Below are 18,505 nucleotides of genomic sequence, written 5' to 3'. Positions count from 1 at the left end.
GCGGCGATATGGCGCGCGATCACCCGGGACCGGGCGCCCGGCCGGCTGCCTGGCCGAAATCTCGGCCTGGGCGCCGGGCGAATTCCGAAATCTCGGCCTGCCGGTCCCGGCGACCCTTTCCACCGACGAAACAAATCCCTTATGAATCAATGAACTAAAAATATTCCGTCAGCCCGGATTCCTGGCACGGGGGTTGCGTAATAGACGGCACACGATGCCGCGAAGCGATGCAGGCATTCCAACATCAGGAGACACGTCTTGCAGACCTCTATCCATACCCAATCCCGTCCGGAGGCGATTGCCGAAGCCGGTCCCGCCACGCGCGAACGCTTCTGGCCGGAAGGCTGGTGGAAGCTGATGGAAATCCGCGTCGGCATCATCCCGCTGCCGGTCTACGTGATCCTGTTCGCGCTGATCGTCGGTTTCGCGGTGACGGGCAAGGTGCCCGGCGAGATCTCGATGGCGATCGCCGTGCTCGCGTTCTTCGGCTTCACCTGCGCCGAACTCGGCAAGCGCCTGCCGCTGTTGCGCAACATCGGTGCGGCCGCGATCTTCGCGACCTTCGTGCCGTCGGCGCTCACCTACTATCACGTGCTGCCGAAGCCGGTGCTGAACCTGACGATCGAGTTCACGAAGTCGACCAACTTCCTGTACCTGTTCATCGCATCGATCATCGTCGGCAGCATCTTGAGCATGGACCGGCGCGTGCTGATCCAGGGCTTCGTGAAGATCTTCATCCCGCTCGCCGCCGGCTCGGTCGCGGCCGCGATCGTCGGCACGGCGGTCGGGACCGCGCTCGGCCTCGGCGCACGCCACACGCTGCTGTACATCGTCGTGCCGATCATGGCCGGCGGCGTCGGCGAAGGCGCGATTCCGCTGTCGATCGGCTATTCGGAACTGATGCACCTGCCGCAGGGCGAGATGTTCGCGATGGTGCTGCCGCCGGTGATGCTCGGCAGCCTGACCGCGATCATCCTGTCGGGCGCGCTCGACATGCTCGGCAAGCGCATGCCGCACCTGACCGGCAACGGCCGCCTGCAGGTCGGCGAAAGCGGCGACATGACGCCGGAAAACGAGGAAATCCGCGGCCACGTCGACGTCACACATATCGCGGGCGCCGGCATCACGGCCATCACGCTGTATCTGGTGGGCCTGATGGCGCACAAGCTGTTCGGCCTGCCCGCGCCGGTCGCGATGCTGTTCCTCGCGGTGCTGGTCAAGCTCGCGCGCGCGGTGTCGCCGCCGCTGCAGGAAGGCGCGTTCGTGGTTTACAAGTTCTTCTCGACCGCCGTCACGTATCCGCTGCTGTTCGCGATCGGCGTCGCGATGACGCCGTGGGACAAGCTGACCGCAGCTTTCACGGTCGTCAACGTCATCACGATCGTGTCGACCGTCGCGACGCTGATGGGCACTGGTTTCGTGGTCGGCCGCCTGCTGAAGATGTACCCTATCGACACCGCAATCGTGAACGCCTGCCACAGCGGGCAAGGCGGCACCGGCGACGTCGCGATCCTGACCGCCGCGAACCGGATGCAACTGATGCCGTTCGCGCAGATCGCGACGCGCATCGGCGGCGCGATCGTCGTCACGGTGACGCTGATCCTGGTCGCGCACTTCGGATAATGCGCGGTCGCGCGCACCGTCGCGCAGGCTGCTTCGCACGCGCCGCCGCCGGCTCTGCCGGCGTGCGGCGCGCGTCGTTGCTGACGGCCGGTAGCGGACGGCCGGTCGCGGACGGCCGGTAGCGGACGGTTGCGGGCTTCGATGAGGGCGAACGTGCAGAAGAGCTTCAAGGGAATCCCGTGGTGGGGCTGGGCGTCGGCCGCCGTGCTGTATGTCGGCGTGGCGGGCGCGGCCGTCGATTTCGCGTGGGAACGCGCGATCGACGCGCTCGAGGAAACCGGCGAGCACCGGCTCGACCTGTATGCGTCGAGCCTGAAAAGCGAACTCGGCCGCTTCGAGATCCTGCCCGGCCTGGTCGCGCGACAGGACGGCGTACGCGCGATGCTGAAGGCCGCGCCGCACGACGCACCCGGTCTCGTGCATTCGGTGAACACCTATCTCGAAGCCGTGAACCGCGATGCGGGCAGCGGCGCCGTCGACGTGATCGACCTGCAGGGCGAAGTGATCGCCGCCAGCAACTGGAACGAGACGATCAGCTTCGTCGGCACCAACGTGTCGTACCGGCCGTACTTCAAGGACGCGCTCGCGCGCGGCAGCGGCCGCTTCTTCGGAATCGGCACCAACACCGGCGTGCCGGGCGTCTACTTCGCGAGCGCGGTGCGCGACGACGGCGTGCCGATCGGCGTCGCGGCCGTGAAGATCAGCGTCGACCCGCTCGAATCCGCATGGCGCGCGCCGGGCGTCGCCGCGATGGTGGTCGACGGCAACGGCGTGGTCGTGATCTCGACCGAACCGGCGTGGAAATTCACCGCGCTGCGTCCGATCACCGCGCAGCAGCAGCGCGACATCCAGGCGTCGCGGCAATATGCGGGCCGCACGGTCGACGCGCTGCCGTACCGCCGGATCGGCGATCGCAGTGCCGCCGCGTGGTTCGGCACGTTTCCCGATCCGCGCCACGCCGGCCGCAGCACGCGCTATCTGGTGATGTCGCGCCCCGCGCCGCAGGCCGGCGATTCGCTGATGGTGCTGCTCGACATCGCCGGCGCACGACGGCAGCAGCAAACCGCATTCGTGTTCGTCACCGGCGCGTTCCTGATCGCCGCGCTGCTGGTCGGCTACGCGATCCAGCGACGCCGGGCGATCGTCGCGCGGCTGAGGGCGCAGGACGCGCTGCGCCGCGCGAACGACCGGCTCGAGCTGACCGTCGCGCAGCGCACGGCCGCGCTGACGGCCACGAACGAGCGGATGCAGCGCGAGATCGTCGAACGCGAACGCACCGAGCAACGGCTGCGCGATTCGCAGCAGGAAGTCGTGCACGCGGGCAAGCTCGCGGTGCTCGGGCAGATGGCCGCCGGCCTCACGCACGAGCTGAACCAGCCGCTCGTCGCGATCCGCACGCTGTGCGACAACGCACGCACGTTCTTCGAGCGCGGCCAGCCGGCACCGGCGTACGCCAATCTCGAACGGATCGGCAAGCTGGTCGACAGCATGGCGGTGCTCACCGGCGAGCTGAAGACCTTCGCGCGCAAGCCCGATGTCGAGCGCGTCGCGGTGTCGCTGAACGAGGCCGTCGCGCATGCGCGGCTCATCTACGATGCGCGGATTCGCGACGAAGGCGTGCAGCTCGACGTGAACATCGCGCCCGGCATGGCGGTCTCCGCCGAATCGAGCCAGCTGCAGCAGGTGATCGTGAACCTGCTCGGCAACGCGCTCGACGCGGTGCGCGACGCGCCGGTACGGCGCATCGTCATCGAAGCCGCCAAAGCGGACGATGCGGACGAAGCCGGCCGCGTGCGCTTCACCGTCGCCGACAGCGGCACTGGCATCGCGCCCGAGGTGCTGCCGCACCTGTTCGAGCCGTTCGTCACCACGAAGCCGCGCGGCCAGGGCCTCGGGCTCGGCCTCGCGATCACGTCGCGCATCGTCGAGGGGTTCGGCGCGAAGATCGCCGCGACGAACCGCGACGAAGGCGGCGCGCAATTCAGTATCGAATTCGCGGCGGCGACGCTGCAAAGGACAGAGCATGGAAGATGAGATTCGGGTGCTGGTCGTCGAGGACGATGAAAACGTCCGGATCGGCGTCGAGCAGGCCGTCGCGCTCGCCGGGTTCCCGGTCGACGCATTCGCGTCGGCCGCCGACGCGCTCCCGCACGTCGCGCCCGGCGCCCCGATCGTGATCGTGTCGGACGTGCGGATGCCGGGCATCGACGGGCTGCAGCTGCTCGAACGCGTGATGGCCGTCGATGCGCAGATCCCGGTCGTGCTGATCAGCGGCCACGCCGATATTTCGACGGCCGTCGGCGCGATGCAGGACGGCGCGTACGACTTCATCGAGAAGCCGTTTTCGTCGGACGTGATCGCCGGCCGGGTCGCGCGCGCGGTCGAGAAGCGCCGGCTCACGCTCGAGGTGCAGGGGCTGCGCGCGGCGCTCGACAACTGGCAGGGCATCGAGGCATTCGTGCTCGGCAAGTCGCCCGCGATGGCCGACGTGCGCAAGAAGATCCTGCGCCTCGCCGATACGTCGGTGTCGGTGCTGATCACCGGCGAGACCGGCACCGGCAAGGAACTGATCGCGCGCAGCCTGCACGACTTCGGCGGCCGGCGCGATGCGCATTTCGTCGCGCTGAACTGCGGCGGCCTGCCCGAGCAGATTTTCGAGAGCGAGCTGTTCGGCCACGAGGCCGGCGCGTTCACCGGCGCGATCAAGAAACGCATCGGCAAGATCGAGTGGGCGCACGGCGGCACGCTGTTCCTCGACGAGATCGAGACGATGCCGATTCCGCTGCAGATCAAGATGCTGCGCGTGCTGCAGGAGCGTGTGGTCGAGCGGCTCGGCGCGAACGAGCTGATTCCGGTCGACTGCCGTGTGGTGGCCGCATCGAAGGCCGATCTCGCCGAACTCGCGGCCGACGGGCGCTTCCGTGCGGACTTGCTGTATCGCCTCAACGTCGCGCAGATCGAGCTGCCGCCGCTGCGCGAACGGCGCGAGGACGTGCCGCTGCTGTTCGAGCATTTCGTGCTCGCGGCCGCACGCCGCTTCGGACAGCCGGCGCCGGTCGTCACGGCTGCGCAGGTGTCCGAACTGATGACGCATGCGTGGCCCGGCAACGTGCGCGAACTGCAGAACGTGGCCGATCGCTTCGTGCTCGGCCTGACCGGCGACAGCCTGCTGTCGTCCGGTGGCGCAGCCACGGCGAGCGGCACGCTCGCGGAACAGCTCGCGTATTTCGAGCGGATGTTGATCGAGGACATGCTGCGGCGTCACAACGGCAACGTTGCGAACGCAAGCGTTGCGCTCGGCATGCCGAAGAAGACGCTTTATCACAAGCTGCGCAACCTGCGGATTCCCGCGCGCGGCGACGCGGCGGCCGACGGCGGCGAATGACGCGAACGAGGATACGCACACCAGCATGGATCGCATCGACATCACCGAACCTGGCCGCCTCATCGGCCAACCCCTCGGCCACCTGATCCGCGGCGTCACGCACGCGCAGAAAACCTTCCGCCCGAGCGACTGGCCCGAGCGGCTCGCGGGCGTCATCACGCTGTTCGTCGGCGAACGGCGGCCCGGCTATCCGTGTGCGCTGTCGCGGCTCGCGATGCCGGTCGTCGACGGTGGCGTCAAATGCCTGCTCGTGTCGGACGAATTGCGCAACGTATGCGCCGATGCATTCGACTTCGCGATGCAGTTCGCCGCCGACAACGATCTTCCCGTCGAGTTTCAGGCCGCCCCCGCGCTCGCGGTGCGGTGACAGCGGGCCGCGTTCGGCGGCCTTTTCCCTGCCTTTTTCCTGCCTTTTCCCCCGCTGCGATGCGCGTGTGCGCAGGCGCTCGCACGCGCTTTCGACCGCGGCACCAACCGTCAGATGATTGAAGGCTTCGAGATATCCCCACGCTGCGACAAGGGTTTTCAGCCGAGTCATCAATAAAATTGATCGTCGCGATGAAAATTATGCGTTTTCCTTGCAGGTCGCCGTGAGGCATAGTTGCGTCGTGATGACGCACCCATTGAGTTTTCAGTCATGAACATGCGAATCGAGCCTTCGGTGCTCGCGAACCCCGACCTGCAATTTGCAACGCTTTCGTCAGGCATCAGCCTGCCGTATGTCGAGCGGGGCAGCGGCGCACCGATGGTGTTCGTGCACGGATCGTTGTGCGACTACCGTTACTGGGATCCGCAACTCGCGTCGCTGTCGGCGCAGTACCGCTGCATCGCACCGAGCCTCAGCCACTACTGGCCGGCCGTCGAAGCGGGCATCCAGGACGAGTTCAGCTGGCAGAACCACGTCGACGAGCTCGCCGAATTCATCGACGCGCTCGATCTCGGCCCCGTGCATCTGGTCGGCCATTCGCGTGGCGGCAGCGTCGCGTTCAACGTCGCGCGCCAGCATCCGGAGCTCGTCGACACGCTGACGCTCGCCGATCCGGGCGGCCCGCTGCAACAGCCGGGCGTGCGCGAAGCCGCACTGCCGGCCGGCGCGATCGCACTGCGCACCAAGGCCGTGAACCTGATCGGGCAAGGCGAAGTGGAAGCCGGTCTCGAGATGTTCGTCGACTCGGTGAGCCTGCCCGGCGCATGGAAGAAGAGCACGTCGCGCTTTCGCACGATGGCGATCGACAACGCGAGCACGCTGCCAAAGCAGCTGCAAGATCCGCTGCCCGCGTATTCGCAGCACACGGCAGCGGATATCGCGTGCCGCACGCTGCTGATCGACGGCCAGCGCAGCCCGAAGATGTTCCGCAACAACGTCGACACGCTGTCGCAGTGGATCGGCGATGCGCAACGACAGACCGTCGCCGGTGCATCGCACGGGATGAACGCGGCGAGCCCCGCAGTGTTCAACCGCTACGTGCACGAGTTCATCGCCGCGTAACGCCCGCGGGCGGCATTCGTCCCGCCCGCCTTTCCCGCTCCCCCTCTTTTCCGAAGCGATGCGGGCCCTGCTCTGCATCGCTTCGCGTCGCATTGCCGGCCATCGCGTTACGCAAGCGGTTCGGCCTGGCGCGTGACCGCATCCGGCAACCCGAACACGCTGTCGAACGACCAGTTGTACGCGAACGTGAAGATCGGGAAGAACACGATCAGCACCGCGTCGAACAGGAACGCCTGCAGCAGCGGCACGTCGAGCCACCATGCGATCAGCGGAATCAGGAACGTCACCAGCGCGACCTGGAACCCGATCGCGTGCACGACACGCCGCGCGACGGTGCGCGTGGTTTCAGCACGCCGCCGTTCCCACGCCTCGAACCCGAGGTTGTACAGAAAATTGACGACGACGCCCGTCGTCGAGATCATCACGCCGAGCAGGCCGCTCGTCGTCGCGCTCGCGCCGCTCAACATGCCGAGCACCGACGATGCGACGAGGATGCCGAGCGCCTCGAACATCACGACGTAGACTATGCGTCTCTTCCATCCCTGCATGACCCACCACCTTCATATCGAACAAGGTGGCGAGACTACCGCGGGCACTTCGCCCGCAAAAGTCAGGTCCTTTCAATTTTTCTGACAGGAGGCCCGCGCATGCTGACCAGCGACCATATCGACATGCTGCTGACCGTCATCGACAAAGGCTCGTTCTCGGCAGCGGCGCGTGCGCTCGGCCGCACGCCGTCGGCGGTCAGCATGGCGATCGCGAACCTCGAGGCCGAACTGGACCTCGTGCTGTTCGATCGCGGCACGCGCGAGCCGACGCCGACCGCCGCGTTGGCCGCGCTGCTGCCCGACGCCCGCTCGATCGCCGACCGGCTGCACGCGCTGCGCGCGCATGCGCAGCATCTGTCGGAAGGCGTCGAGGACACGCTGCGGCTCGGGCTCGCGGCCGAGCTGGACGGCGCCCCCGTCGCCCGCGCGCTGAGCGCCGTTGCCGTGAAGTATCCGGCGCTCGCGATCAGCATCGTCACCGCGCCGCAGGACGCGATCGTCGACGCGCTGCATCGCGGCGCCGTCGATCTTTGCGTCGCGTACGGCGGGCTCGACCTGCATCCGCAGGAACAGATCCACGCGCTGTGGACCGAGACGCTCGTTGCCGTCGCCGCGCCGGACCATCCGGCGATCGCAGAAGCCGCGCAGCCCGAGGCGATCGAACGGCTGTCGGGCTTCCGGCAGATCGTGATCGCCGATCCGGAGCGGCCGCTCACCGACGTGCGGCCCGTGATCGGCAATCGCACGTGGAAGGTGACCGACCTGGCGACCGCGATCGCGCTCGTGAAGGCCGGGCACGGCTGGGCGAACCTGCCCGAATCCGTGATCGGCCGGCATGTCGCCGACGGCGCGCTCGCGCCGTTCGTGTTCGCGAACATCCGCAACGGGCTGCCGCTGCCCGTGTACCTGCGCCGGCCGAAGCACACGGGGCTCGGCAAGGCGGCCAGCGAACTGGCACGGGCACTGCGTGCTGAAGGGCACGCCGCCTGAGCGGGGCAGGCGGCGGGACAGCGCCGCATGCCCCGTCTGAAGATGGCGGATGAACTCGACCGTTAGTTGCGATACAAACCCGACGCACGATGAAAAAACCCCGGTCACGCAGGCCGGAGCCTGCATGCCGGGGCGCTTCGATTCACGGCCGACGGGCGACACATCGCCCGCCGTTCACGCTCAGCGTGCAGCCACCTCCGCCTTGCCCGTTGCCGCATCGCCGAGCGCGGCCGGGGCCGGCGCCGCGCCCCACCCGCCGCCCAACGCGCGGATCAGGTTGACGGTCGACACGGCCTGCGCCCCGGTCAGCTGGTTCGCCTGCAGTTGCGACTGCAGCACCGACCGTTCGCTGTCGATCACGTCGAGATAGGCGACCTCACCTTCCTGATACTGCGTACGCGACAGCGTCGCCGCACGGCGCGACGCGTTGACGGCCGCATCCTGCGCGCGAATCTGGTCGTCGAGCAGGCGCAGATCGGCGAGATTGTCCTCGACCTCGCGGAACGCGACGAGCACCTGCTGCCGGTAGTTCGCGACCTGCTCGTCGTACTGCGCGCGGGCCTGCTGCACGCCGGCCGCACGCCGCCCGCCGTCGAACAGCGGCAGCGTCAGCGCGGTACCGGCGAACGGCCCGAGCAGGAACGTGCGGCTCGACCACATGAACAGGTTGCCGAGCGTCGACGCCTCGTAGCCGAATGCGCCGGTGATATCGAGCTTCGGGAAATACGCCGACTTCGCGAGGCCGATCCGCGCGTTCGCGGCCGCCATCGCGCGCTCGGCCGCCGACACGTCCGGACGACGTTCGAGCAGCGCCGACGGCAGGCCCGGCGGAACCTTCACCGCGACCGGCACGATCGGCGTTTCCTTGAACGCGAAGTCCGCTGGCGCCTTGCCGAGCAGGATCGCCAGCGCATGCTCGGATGCCGCGCGCCGGCGCGCGACGCCGACCGCATCGGCCTGCGCGGACGCCAGTTCGTTCTTCGCACGCGACACGTCGAGCTCGCTGATGTCGCCTTCGTTGAAACGGCGCTGCACGAGCTTCAGCGCCTGGTCGCGCAGTTCGACCGTGCGGCGGTACAGGTCCTGGTCGGAGTCGAGCTGGCGCAGTTCGAAGTAGTTCTGCGCGACGTCCGCCTGCAGCGCGAGCTGCACCGAACGGAACAGCGCTTCGCTCTGCGCCTGGTCGGCGCGCGAGGCCTCGACGTTGCGGCTCACGCGGCCGAACAGGTCGGCCTCGTAGGACACCGTGCCCTGCGCGCGCCACAGCGTCGCGTTGGTCGGGCCCGTGCCCTGCGGCTGGAACTGCGACGCCGACGACAGCCCCTCGCGCGTCGGCCCGAACCCGGCGCCGACCTGCGGGAACCACTGCGAACGCGCGGTGCGGGTCGACGCACGCGCTTCCTCGACACGCGCGGCCGCGGCCTTCAGGTTCTGGTTCGCGGCAAGCGCCTGCGACTCGAGCGAGTCGAGCACCGGATCGCCGAACACCTTCCACCATTCGCCGCGATGCTCGCCATCCGCCGGCTCGGCGGTCTTCCACGTGCCGGCCTGTTCGCCGGCCGCGAGCGTCGGCGCTTCCTTGAACGCCGCGGGCGTCGACACATCCGGGCGCTTGTAGTCGGGCCCCACCGCGCACGCGGCGAGCAGCGTCGCGAGCAGGGTGCTCGCGGCCGCCACCTTCGCGAAGCGCATCAGGCCATTCGAGTTGTGCATGTTGTCCATCTTGTTATCCTCAAGCATCCGTAGCCGGCGCGCCCGACGGCGACACACCGTAGCCGGCCGAGTCCTTGCCGGCGACGTGGATCTTGCCGCCCGCCAGCGTGCGCAGCACGACATAGAACACCGGCGTCAGCATCAGCCCGAACAGCGTCACGCCGAGCATCCCGAAGAACACCGCGATACCCATCGCATGCCGCATCTCCGAGCCCGCACCCGTCGACGTGACGAGCGGCACGACGCCCATGATGAACGCGATCGACGTCATCAGGATCGGGCGCAGCCGCAGCCGGCTCGCCTCGATCGCGGCCTCGAGCGGGGTCCTGCCGTCATGCTCCAGTTCACGCGCGAATTCGACGATCAGGATCGCGTTCTTCGCGGACAGCCCCACCAGCACCATCAGGCCGATCTGCGTGAAGATGTTGTTGTCGCCCTGCGTGAGCCATACGCCCGTCAGCGCCGACAGAATGCTCATCGGCACGATCAGGATCACCGCGAGCGGCAGCGTCAGGCTCTCATACAGCGCGGCGAGCACGAGGAACACGAGCAGCACACTGATCGGGAACACATACATCGCCGAATCGCCTGCCAGGATCTGCTGGTACGTGAGATCGGTCCATTCGAACCGCACGCCCCGCGGCAGCGTTTCATGCGCAATGCGCTCGATCGCGGCTTGCGCCTGCCCCGACGAGAAGCCCGGCGCCGGGCCGCCGTTGATGTCGGCCGCCGTGTAGCCGTTGTAGCGCACGACCATTTCCGGGCCGAACGTCGGCGTCACCGTGACGAGCGACGACAGCGGCACCATCTCGCCCTTGTCGTTGCGCGTCTTCAGCTGCAGGATGTCGTCCGCGCGCTGACGGAACGGCGCATCGGCCTGCACGCGCACCTGGTACACGCGCCCGAAGCGGTTGAAGTCGTTCACGTACAGCGAGCCGAGATACACCTGCATCGTGTTGAACACGTCGGTCACCGGCACGCCGAGCTGCTTCGCCTTCACGCGATCGAGATCGACGTTGAGCTGCGGCACGTTGATCTGGTAGCTCGTGAACAGCGGCCCGAGTTCCGGCGCCTGCTGCGCGCGCTTGATGAAGTCGTTGGTCGCATCCGCGAGCCGCGCATAGCCGACCGCACCGCGATCCTCGATCTGCATCTTGAACCCGCCGAGCGTACCGAGACCCAGCACCGGCGGCGGCGGGAACACCGCGACGAACGAGTCCTTCATGTTCGCGTACTGCTGATTCAGCGCACCCGCGATCGCGCCGGCCGACAACGCCTTGCCGTGCCGTTCCGAGAACGGCTTCAGCGTGACGAACACGATGCCCGCGCTCGAGCTGTTGGTGAAGCCGTTCACCGACAGCCCCGGGAACGCGACCGCGCTCTCGACGCCCGGCTGCTTCAGCGCGATCGAGCCCATGTCGCGGATCACCTTCTCGGTGCGGTCGAGCGACGCGCCGTTCGGCAGCTGCGCGAACGCGATCAGGTATTCCTTGTCCTGCGCGGGCACGAAGCCGCCCGGCACGATCCTCGACACGAGCACGGTCGCGCCTACCAGCACGAGGTACACGCCGAGCATCAGCGTCTTGCGCGACAGCACGCCGCGCACGCCGCGGCCGTAATTCTCCGCGCCGCGATGGAACACCTTGTTGAAGCCGCGGAAGAAGCCGCCGAGCACGCGGTTCATCACGCGCGTGAGCCAGTCTTCCTTGTCGCCATGGCCCTTCAGCAGGATCGCGGACAGCGCCGGCGACAGCGTCAGCGAGTTGAACGCCGAGATCACCGTCGAGATCGCGATCGTCATCGCGAACTGCTTGTAGAACTGGCCGGTCAGGCCCGACATGAACGCGAGCGGCACGAACACGGCGACGAGCGTCAGCGCGATCGCGATGATCGGCCCGCTCACTTCCTGCATCGCCTTGTAGGTCGCCTGCCGCGCGTTCATCCCGCTTTCGATGTTCCGCTCGACGTTCTCGACGACCACGATCGCGTCGTCGACCACGATCCCGATCGCGAGCACCATCCCGAACAATGACAACGCATTGATCGAATACCCGAACGCGAGCAGCAGCGAGAACGTGCCGATGATCGACACCGGCACCGCAATCAGCGGAATCAGCGACGCACGCCAGGTCTGCAGGAACACGATCACGACGATCACGACCAGCGCAATCGCTTCGAGCAGCGTGTGCACCACGGCCTTGATCGACGAACGCACGAACTGCGTCGGGTCATAGACGATCTTGTAGTCGACGCCCGCCGGCATGTCCTGCTTCAGCTCGGCCATCGTCTTGCGCACTTCGTCGGAGATCTGCAGCGAGTTCGCGCCCGGCGACTGGTTGATCGCCATCGCGACGGCCGGCTTGTTGTCGAGCAGCGAGCGCAGCCCGTACTCGGACGCATCCAGCTGGATCCGCGCGATGTCGCGCAGGCGCGTGACGCCGCCGTCCGGCGTCGTCTTCACGACGATGTCGCCGAACTCGTCTTCCGTCTGCAGACGGCCGCGCGCGTTCACCGACAGCTGCAGCGGCGTGCCGGGCAGCGACGGCGACGCGCCGATCACGCCGGCCGCGACCTGCACGTTCTGCTCGCGGATCGCCTGTACGACGTCCTCGGCGGACAGCCCGCGCTGCGCGACCTTCTGCGGATCGAGCCATACGCGCATCGCATAGTCGCCCGAACCCCACAGCTGCACCTGACCGACGCCCTGGATCCGCGACAGGCGATCCTTCACGTTGATCAGCGCGTAGTTGCGCAGGTAGGTCATGTCGTAGCGGTTGTCCGGCGAGATCAGGTGGACCACCATCGTCAGCGTCGGCGAGCTCTTCACCGTGGTGATGCCGAGCCGCTGCACGTCTTCCGGCAAGCGCGGCAGCGCCTGGTTCACGCGGTTCTGCACGAGCTGGGTGGCCTTGTCCGGATCGGTGCCGAGCTTGAACGTGACGGTGATCGTCATGTTGCCGTCGCTGTTCGCCTGCGACTGCATGTAGAGCATGTCCTCGACCCCGTTGATCTGCTCTTCAAGCGGCGACGCGACGGTCTCGGCGATCACTTTCGGGTTCGCGCCCGGGTACTGCGCCTTCACGATCACGGAAGGCGGCACGACTTCCGGATATTCCGAAATCGGCAGCAGGAACATCGCGATCACCCCTCCGAGCAGGATGATCACCGATAGGACTCCTGCAAAGATCGGCCGGTCGATAAAGAATTTGGAAATGTTCATGTGTGGCTCTGTCTGGTTGAACGCGGAAACCGTAGCGGCGGGCCGCTTACGATTCCGCCTTCGCCGGTGCGGCCGGCTTCGCGTTATCCGCGAGCGGCGCGGACGGCGCATCGCCGCCCGTCATCGGGACCACGTGCGGCTTCACCTGCTCGCCCGGCCGCACGCGCTGCGTGCCGTTTACGATCACGCGATCGCCGGCGGCGAGGCCGCTCACGATCACGCGCCGGTTGCCGTGCTGCATGCCCTGCTGCACTTCGCGATACGACACGCGGCCCTGCTGGTCGACCACGAACACGAACTTCTTGTCCTGGTCGGTGTTGATCGCCGCATCGTCGACGAGCAGTGCCTGGTGCGGTGCGCTGCCGCCCACCTTCACGCGCGCGTAGAGGCCCGGGACCAGCGTGCCGTCCGCGTTGTCGAAGCGTGCGCGCACGCGGATCGTGCCGGACGACGTGTCGAGCCGGTTGTCGACCGAGTCGATCACGCCGCTGCGCGAGTAGCCCGTTTCGTTCGCGAGGCCGAGTTCGACCGGCACCTTGCGGCCATCGCGTGCGCCGTTGATGTATTGCAGGTAGGTCTGCTCGTCCGCGTCGAACGACGCGTAGATCGGCGACACCGACACCAGCGTCGTCAGCGGCGCGGCGGATGCCCCGGCCGACACGACGTTGCCGACCGTGATCTCCGCGCGCGACACGCGGCCCGAGACCGGTGCCGTGATCCGCGTATAGCCGAGGTTGATGCGGGCCGTTTCCAGCGCGGCGTCGGCCGCCTTGAGGTTCGCGTTCGCTTCGCGCGCGGCGTTCTGCTTCTCGTCGTAGTCGCGCTTCGCGATCGCGTTGTCGCCGATCAGCCGCTGCGCGCGCTGCCAGTCGCTCTGCGCGTAGCCGTTGCGTGCCTGCGCGGCCGCGAGCTGCGCGGCCGCGCGGTCGGCGTCCGCCTGGTACGGGCGCGGATCGATCACGAACAGCACGTCGCCCTTCTTCACGAGCGCGCCGTCCTTGAAATTCACCGCGACGATCGTGCCCGACACCTGCGGGCGCACGTCGACTTTCTCGACCGCTTCGAGGCGGCCCGAATAGCCTTGCCAGTCGGTGACGGTCTGCGGCACGACGGTCGCGACGTCGACTTCGGGCAGCGGTGCCGCCGCTTTCTCGGGCGCGTTCGCGTTCACGCGCATCGCGCCGAACGTGCCGAGGCCGACGACGGCGAGCGTCGCGATCGCCGCGGTCGCGATTCGGGAACGGGAGGTGCGTAGGATGGCCATATGGATCTCCGGTAAGCGTGGATTGGTCTGGTTATTCGGAACGGTTCGACTGACGCGCCTGGAAGCGGCACTGGAAGAAGCGCACGGCTTCCTCGAGCGCGGCTTCGTGCGTCGCGAGCGCCGCGTGCGTGACGTCCGGGTAGCGGATCACCTGCGTGAGCACGCCCGACGAAATCAGGCAGCCCGCATATTTCTCCGCTTCGACGTGCAGCACGTCGTTCTGCGCGGTGACGACGAGCGTCGGCGGCAGCCCCGCGAGGCGCACCGATTCGAGCGGGGCCGCGTATGGGTGCATGCGCTGCGCCGCCTCCGGCAAATAGGCGCGATAACAGGCCGCGCATTCGCGCGCGGTGATATCGGATGAAAGGCGTTCGGCGTCGCCGATGCGTGTCATGCTCGGGTCGAGCATCGGCCCGAACAGCGCCTGCGCGGCGATCGACACTTCGCCGCGATCGCGCGCGATGAATGCGAGACAGTTCGCGAGCTGGCCGCCCGCGTCGTGCCCCGCGACGCCGATCTTCTTCGGATTGCCGCCGAACGCGCGGGCGCGTGTCGCGGCCCACACGGCCGCGCGATACGCATCCTCCGGCGCGGCCGGAAAAGGAAAGGCCGGCGCGAGCGAATAATCGACCGACACTACGAGAGCTGGTAAGCGTTCTGCTAAAAAGCGCGCGGCGAAATCGGCGTCGTCGAGCGTGCCGCGCACGAAACCGCCGCCGTGGAAATAAAGCACTACCGGCAATCCGGTCTTGTCCGCGCGCCGATACAGGCGCAGCGCGATGTCCTGCGCGTAGCCGGGGATTTCCACCTCCGCGACCGTCAGCGCCGCGCCGGCTCTGGCTTCGGCGGGCAATGCGGCTTTCAGGAATTTGCTGAATTCAGAAGCGTCCATGACGATGCAGCATCCATTTCGAGATGGAACGAATTCTGGGTCCGGCAGACATTGGGATAAATGCCTATAATCCGGCAACACAATTCAACGCCCCCGAACAATCCCAGGCTGCGTCGCCTACAAAGCGACGCAGCCTCTTTGTTCCGGGGGCTCATTAGATTGCGGAGGTTGTGATGGACCGGCTTCAGGCCATGCAGGTGTTTACTCGCGTCGTCGATACAAGCAGCTTCACCAAGGCAGCAGAAACGCTCAGCCTGCCGCGGGCGTCCGTCACGACGATCATCCAGAATCTCGAAGCCTTCCTCGGCGTGCGCCTGATGCACCGGACCACCCGCCGGCTGTCGCTGACGCCGGACGGCGCTGCGTACTACGAACGCTGCGTGCGGATCCTCGCCGATGTCGAGGAAACCGAAGCAAGCTTCCAGAACAACAACCGGAAGCCGCACGGAAAGTTGCGTATCGACATGCCGGGTTCGATCGGGCGGCTGCTCGTGATTCCGTCGCTGTGCGAATTCCACTCGCGCTATCCGGACATCGACCTGCAGCTCGGCCTGTCCGACCGGCCGGTGGACCTGCTGCAGGAAGGCGTCGACTGCGTGATCCGCGTCGGCGCGCTGCAGGATTCGTCGCTCGTCGCACGTCGCGTCGGCCTGTTCGAAGGCGTGACGGTGGCCGCGCCGTCGTATCTCGAACATCACGGCGAGCCGAAGACGATCGAGGACCTGAACGACCATAAGGCCGTCAACTATTTCTCGAGCCGCACGGGCCGCACGATCGACTGGACCTTCCTGAGCGAAGGCAAGGAAGTCGAGGTCAAGATGAACAGCATCGTGTCGGTGAACGACGCGGATGCGTACGTGACCTGCGGCGTCGAAGGCTTCGGGCTGATTCAGCCGCCGCTCTTCATGGTGCTGCCGCACCTGCGCGAAGGCCGGCTCAAGGAAGTGCTGCCGGGCATCAAGCCGCTGCCGATGCCGATCTCGGTCGTGTATCCGCACAGCCGGCACCTGTCGCCGAAGGTACGCGTATTCGTCGACTGGATCGCCGAGGTGTTCGACCGCTGCCCGCTGCTGAGCGGCAAGGGCAGCCTCGACGCGACGTGCAGCAAGCGCACGTTCGAGGAAGCCGAGCGCGCGCCGGCGCTCGACACGCCGGTCATCAACGAGTGGGTCGCGTAATCGTCTGAACCGCGGCGCGCGGGCCTCCGGCCCCGCGCGCCGTCCCGCCTTCGCGCCGCTCCGGTGTCACCTGCCTGGCACCGTCCCCGCCGCAAACAGCGTCTTTCCCGAATCCGCATGACACCTTTGCACCGCGCGCGGCAATCGTCTGCGCACGCCGTCGCGCGAACCGCGCCATATCGCCGCGAGCCCCGCTGCAGGCGGCTGCGGGCGATTTCGATATAACCCTGCCGACGCTGCGGATCGCGATTGTTCCTCTATCACGACAAATCAATTCGCGTCTGCCGCATTTATCGCGCCCGAACAGATACCTAGAGTAAACCCTGTCGCGCACCTCATAGCGCATCGAACAGACCCGTTTGACGGGACCGGAGCAAGCGCTCACGCGCCAACTCCGACCAACACAGGAGTTACGTCATGAACCGCCGCCACCTTCTCTCCGCCGTCGCTCTCGCACTCGCCGTGTCCGCACCGGCCTTCGCCGATACGAACACCCCGCATGCCGGCGACTACGGCAACACGTCGTGGTACACGCAGCACAACAACGGCCCGCGCACCCGCGCCGAAGTCAGCGCAGAAGTCGAGCAGGCACGCCGCGACGGCACGCTGGCCTGGCTGCGCAAGGCGAATTCGTATCCGCAAGGGCTCGAACTCGCTCAAGGCCCGTATCGCTCGATGCCGGAAAGCAACCAGCTCGCAGGCGGGGGCCGGTAAACGTGCAACGCCGCGCAGCGGATGATCCGGTGCGCGGCGTCGTGATACCGCTGTCGAACACTCGATTAGTCAGTTAGTTGCAGGAGCATGTGATGAACGATCAACTTCCTTCGCCGCTCGATCATTGGGACGACACCACGCCGGTGTGGACACCGTTCCGGGCCACGCCGCGAGCGCATTGACCTTCGCGTCGGCGGGTCGCGGAAGCCGGCTCCGGCCGTCAACGGCGCGGCACGCCGTCGCGCCACTCGCCCCAGTGCGTGACGATGTCCTGCACGAGCGGGTTGCCCGCGCGATACAGGTTCTCGGTTGCCGGCGCGAAGCCGCCCTGGTCCGCGTAGTTCAGCAGGTTGTCGGCGCTCGCCTGCCCCGCATACGGCCGGTCGAAATCGGACCCGGTGCGCAACACCGCGACGCGCGACAGGTCGACCCGCTTCACGCTCGCCGCGCGCTTGAGCGCTTCGTAGGTCGCGTTGTCCTCCTGCGCGGTCATGCAGTAGGTGCCCTTGCCGTCGGTCAGGATCTTCGTCCACTGGCGTGCGCGCTCGCCGATCAGCGTGCCCGAGAACCACGTGTTGCCCGATGACGTGTCGCACTGGATCACGGTCGGCGGACGGTTCGCCGGCGCATACGTGAACTTCGCGCGTGCGGCCTGGGCCTGCGCGCTGTCGGCGAGCGCGACGTTGCGCGACAGCGCATACGCGGCGTCGGTCAACTGCGGGTTGAGCTGGAACACTTCGGTGCGGTAGTCGAGCGGCGGCTTGTCGTTCGGGCTCTTCGTATTGATGCCGAGAAAGCCGGTGTTCCAGCCGGCCGGGATCTCGCGTGCATCGAGCTCCCACTGCAGGCTGAAATCGACCAGGTATTTCGACCACGCGGCGGAACCGACCGTACCTTGCGCGGGGTCGACGCCTGCGATGCCGGACACCAGGAAGTACGTGCGACGCAGGTCGAAGCGCTGCGAGAACGTCAGCGCCATGATCGTCGCGGAGGCGTTCGCATAGCCCATGCCGGTGGTTACCACGCATACGTCCTGCTTGTTGCAGTGAACGGCCGGGTAGTCGGGTGACAGGCCGGGCACGGTGATGTCGCGCCACGGGCCGAGCCGGTCGAGCCATGCCTGGCCCTCCGGACCGAACATCGTGATGATCATGACCTTGACCGGGCGGCCCGGTGCACCGGTCTCGGCGAATGCATCGTTGCCCGCGTCGTTGCCCTGGTTGTTCTGCGCGATCGACGGCGCGGTCGCGCAGGCCGCAAGCGAGAATGCAGCGGCGGAAAGAATGGAGCGAGTCAGCATCGGCGTCCCTTGTTTCAGTAATGTTGGGTGAGAACGGCTCTCGGAGACTGCGCGAGGGAGTATAGAACGCGCGTGCGCGATGCGGAACCCGACTACGAAACGGCCGGCGGCGTGCCGCCATGCAATGCGCGGCACGTGTTTCGCACGCCATTCGACACGGAAAAACATCAGGAATGCTATCTGGTTGGC

14 protein-coding genes are annotated in these 18,505 nt (G+C 67.1%); 8 read left to right on the top strand and 6 right to left on the bottom strand.

Going from position 1 to position 18,505, the window contains the following annotated elements; translation table 11 throughout:
• Positions 1-258 precede the first annotated feature (258 nt).
• The 5 genes from GEM_RS28960 to GEM_RS28940 all read left to right on the top strand — a co-directional run bounded on the left by GEM_RS28960 (position 259) and on the right by GEM_RS28940 (position 6,497).
• The gene (locus GEM_RS28960) at positions 259-1,623 is read left to right on the top strand and encodes a 2-hydroxycarboxylate transporter family protein (protein WP_014901002.1); all 1,365 of its coding nucleotides are present in this window, start codon (positions 259-261) and stop codon (positions 1,621-1,623) included.
• Between the two features lie 141 nt (positions 1,624-1,764).
• A complete protein-coding gene (locus tag GEM_RS28955; protein ID WP_041490885.1) occupies positions 1,765-3,657 on the top strand; it encodes a sensor histidine kinase in 1,893 nt (630 codons plus the stop codon).
• The gene (locus tag GEM_RS28950; protein WP_014901000.1) at positions 3,647-5,008 is read left to right on the top strand and encodes a sigma-54-dependent transcriptional regulator; all 1,362 of its coding nucleotides are present in this window, start codon (positions 3,647-3,649) and stop codon (positions 5,006-5,008) included. The genes GEM_RS28955 and GEM_RS28950 overlap by 11 nt, the downstream gene beginning before the upstream one ends.
• Positions 5,009-5,033: 25 nt before the next feature.
• A complete protein-coding gene (locus tag GEM_RS28945) occupies positions 5,034-5,375 on the top strand; it encodes a DUF3579 domain-containing protein (RefSeq protein ID WP_014900999.1) in 342 nt (113 codons plus the stop codon).
• A 270-nt stretch (positions 5,376-5,645) separates the two neighbouring features.
• Entirely contained in the window at positions 5,646-6,497 is an 852-nt protein-coding gene (locus GEM_RS28940; RefSeq protein ID WP_014900998.1) for an alpha/beta fold hydrolase, read from the top strand.
• 107 nt (positions 6,498-6,604) lie between these two features.
• Here the strand turns inward: GEM_RS28940 and GEM_RS28935 are convergent, their stop codons facing one another.
• Entirely contained in the window at positions 6,605-7,045 is a 441-nt protein-coding gene (locus GEM_RS28935; protein ID WP_014900997.1) for a PACE efflux transporter, read from the bottom strand.
• A 99-nt stretch (positions 7,046-7,144) separates the two neighbouring features.
• Between GEM_RS28935 and GEM_RS28930 the strand changes: the two genes are divergently transcribed.
• Entirely contained in the window at positions 7,145-8,035 is an 891-nt protein-coding gene (locus tag GEM_RS28930; protein WP_014900996.1) for a LysR family transcriptional regulator, read from the top strand.
• Positions 8,036-8,215: 180 nt separating this feature from the next.
• Here the strand turns inward: GEM_RS28930 and opcM are convergent, their stop codons facing one another.
• Genes opcM through GEM_RS28910 form a run of 4 tightly spaced genes read right to left on the bottom strand, consistent with a single transcriptional unit; the run spans position 8,216 to position 15,124 of the window.
• Positions 8,216-9,757 (bottom strand): multidrug efflux transporter outer membrane subunit OpcM, encoded by a 1,542-nt coding sequence (gene opcM, locus GEM_RS28925; protein WP_014900995.1) that lies wholly within the window; start codon positions 9,755-9,757, stop codon positions 8,216-8,218.
• A gap of 10 nt (positions 9,758-9,767) precedes the next feature.
• Positions 9,768-12,968: a multidrug efflux RND transporter permease subunit CeoB gene (ceoB, locus tag GEM_RS28920; RefSeq protein ID WP_014900994.1), complete on the bottom strand. Its 3,201-nt coding sequence runs from the start codon at positions 12,966-12,968 to the stop codon at positions 9,768-9,770.
• 46 nt (positions 12,969-13,014) lie between these two features.
• Entirely contained in the window at positions 13,015-14,232 is a 1,218-nt protein-coding gene (gene ceoA, locus GEM_RS28915; protein WP_014900993.1) for a multidrug efflux RND transporter periplasmic adaptor subunit CeoA, read from the bottom strand.
• A 31-nt stretch (positions 14,233-14,263) separates the two neighbouring features.
• A complete protein-coding gene (locus tag GEM_RS28910) occupies positions 14,264-15,124 on the bottom strand; it encodes an alpha/beta hydrolase (protein WP_014900992.1) in 861 nt (286 codons plus the stop codon).
• A gap of 173 nt (positions 15,125-15,297) precedes the next feature.
• Here GEM_RS28910 and ceoR point away from each other — a divergent pair, with 173 nt between their 5' ends.
• Both ceoR and GEM_RS28900 read left to right on the top strand, forming a co-directional pair.
• A complete protein-coding gene (gene ceoR, locus GEM_RS28905) occupies positions 15,298-16,302 on the top strand; it encodes a putative multidrug efflux transcriptional regulator CeoR (RefSeq protein WP_014900991.1) in 1,005 nt (334 codons plus the stop codon).
• 417 nt (positions 16,303-16,719) lie between these two features.
• Positions 16,720-17,016 (top strand): DUF4148 domain-containing protein, encoded by a 297-nt coding sequence (locus tag GEM_RS28900; protein WP_014900990.1) that lies wholly within the window; start codon positions 16,720-16,722, stop codon positions 17,014-17,016.
• A 220-nt stretch (positions 17,017-17,236) separates the two neighbouring features.
• On the opposite strand, the gene GEM_RS28895 is transcribed toward GEM_RS28900, so the two are convergent.
• The gene (locus tag GEM_RS28895; protein WP_014900989.1) at positions 17,237-18,316 is read right to left on the bottom strand and encodes a purine-nucleoside phosphorylase; all 1,080 of its coding nucleotides are present in this window, start codon (positions 18,314-18,316) and stop codon (positions 17,237-17,239) included.
• Positions 18,317-18,505 lie beyond the last annotated feature (189 nt).

Source organism: Burkholderia cepacia GG4 (genome assembly GCF_000292915.1).
GTDB lineage: Bacteria > Pseudomonadota > Gammaproteobacteria > Burkholderiales > Burkholderiaceae > Burkholderia > Burkholderia cepacia_D.
This window is presented reverse-complemented; position numbering and strand designations above follow the sequence as displayed.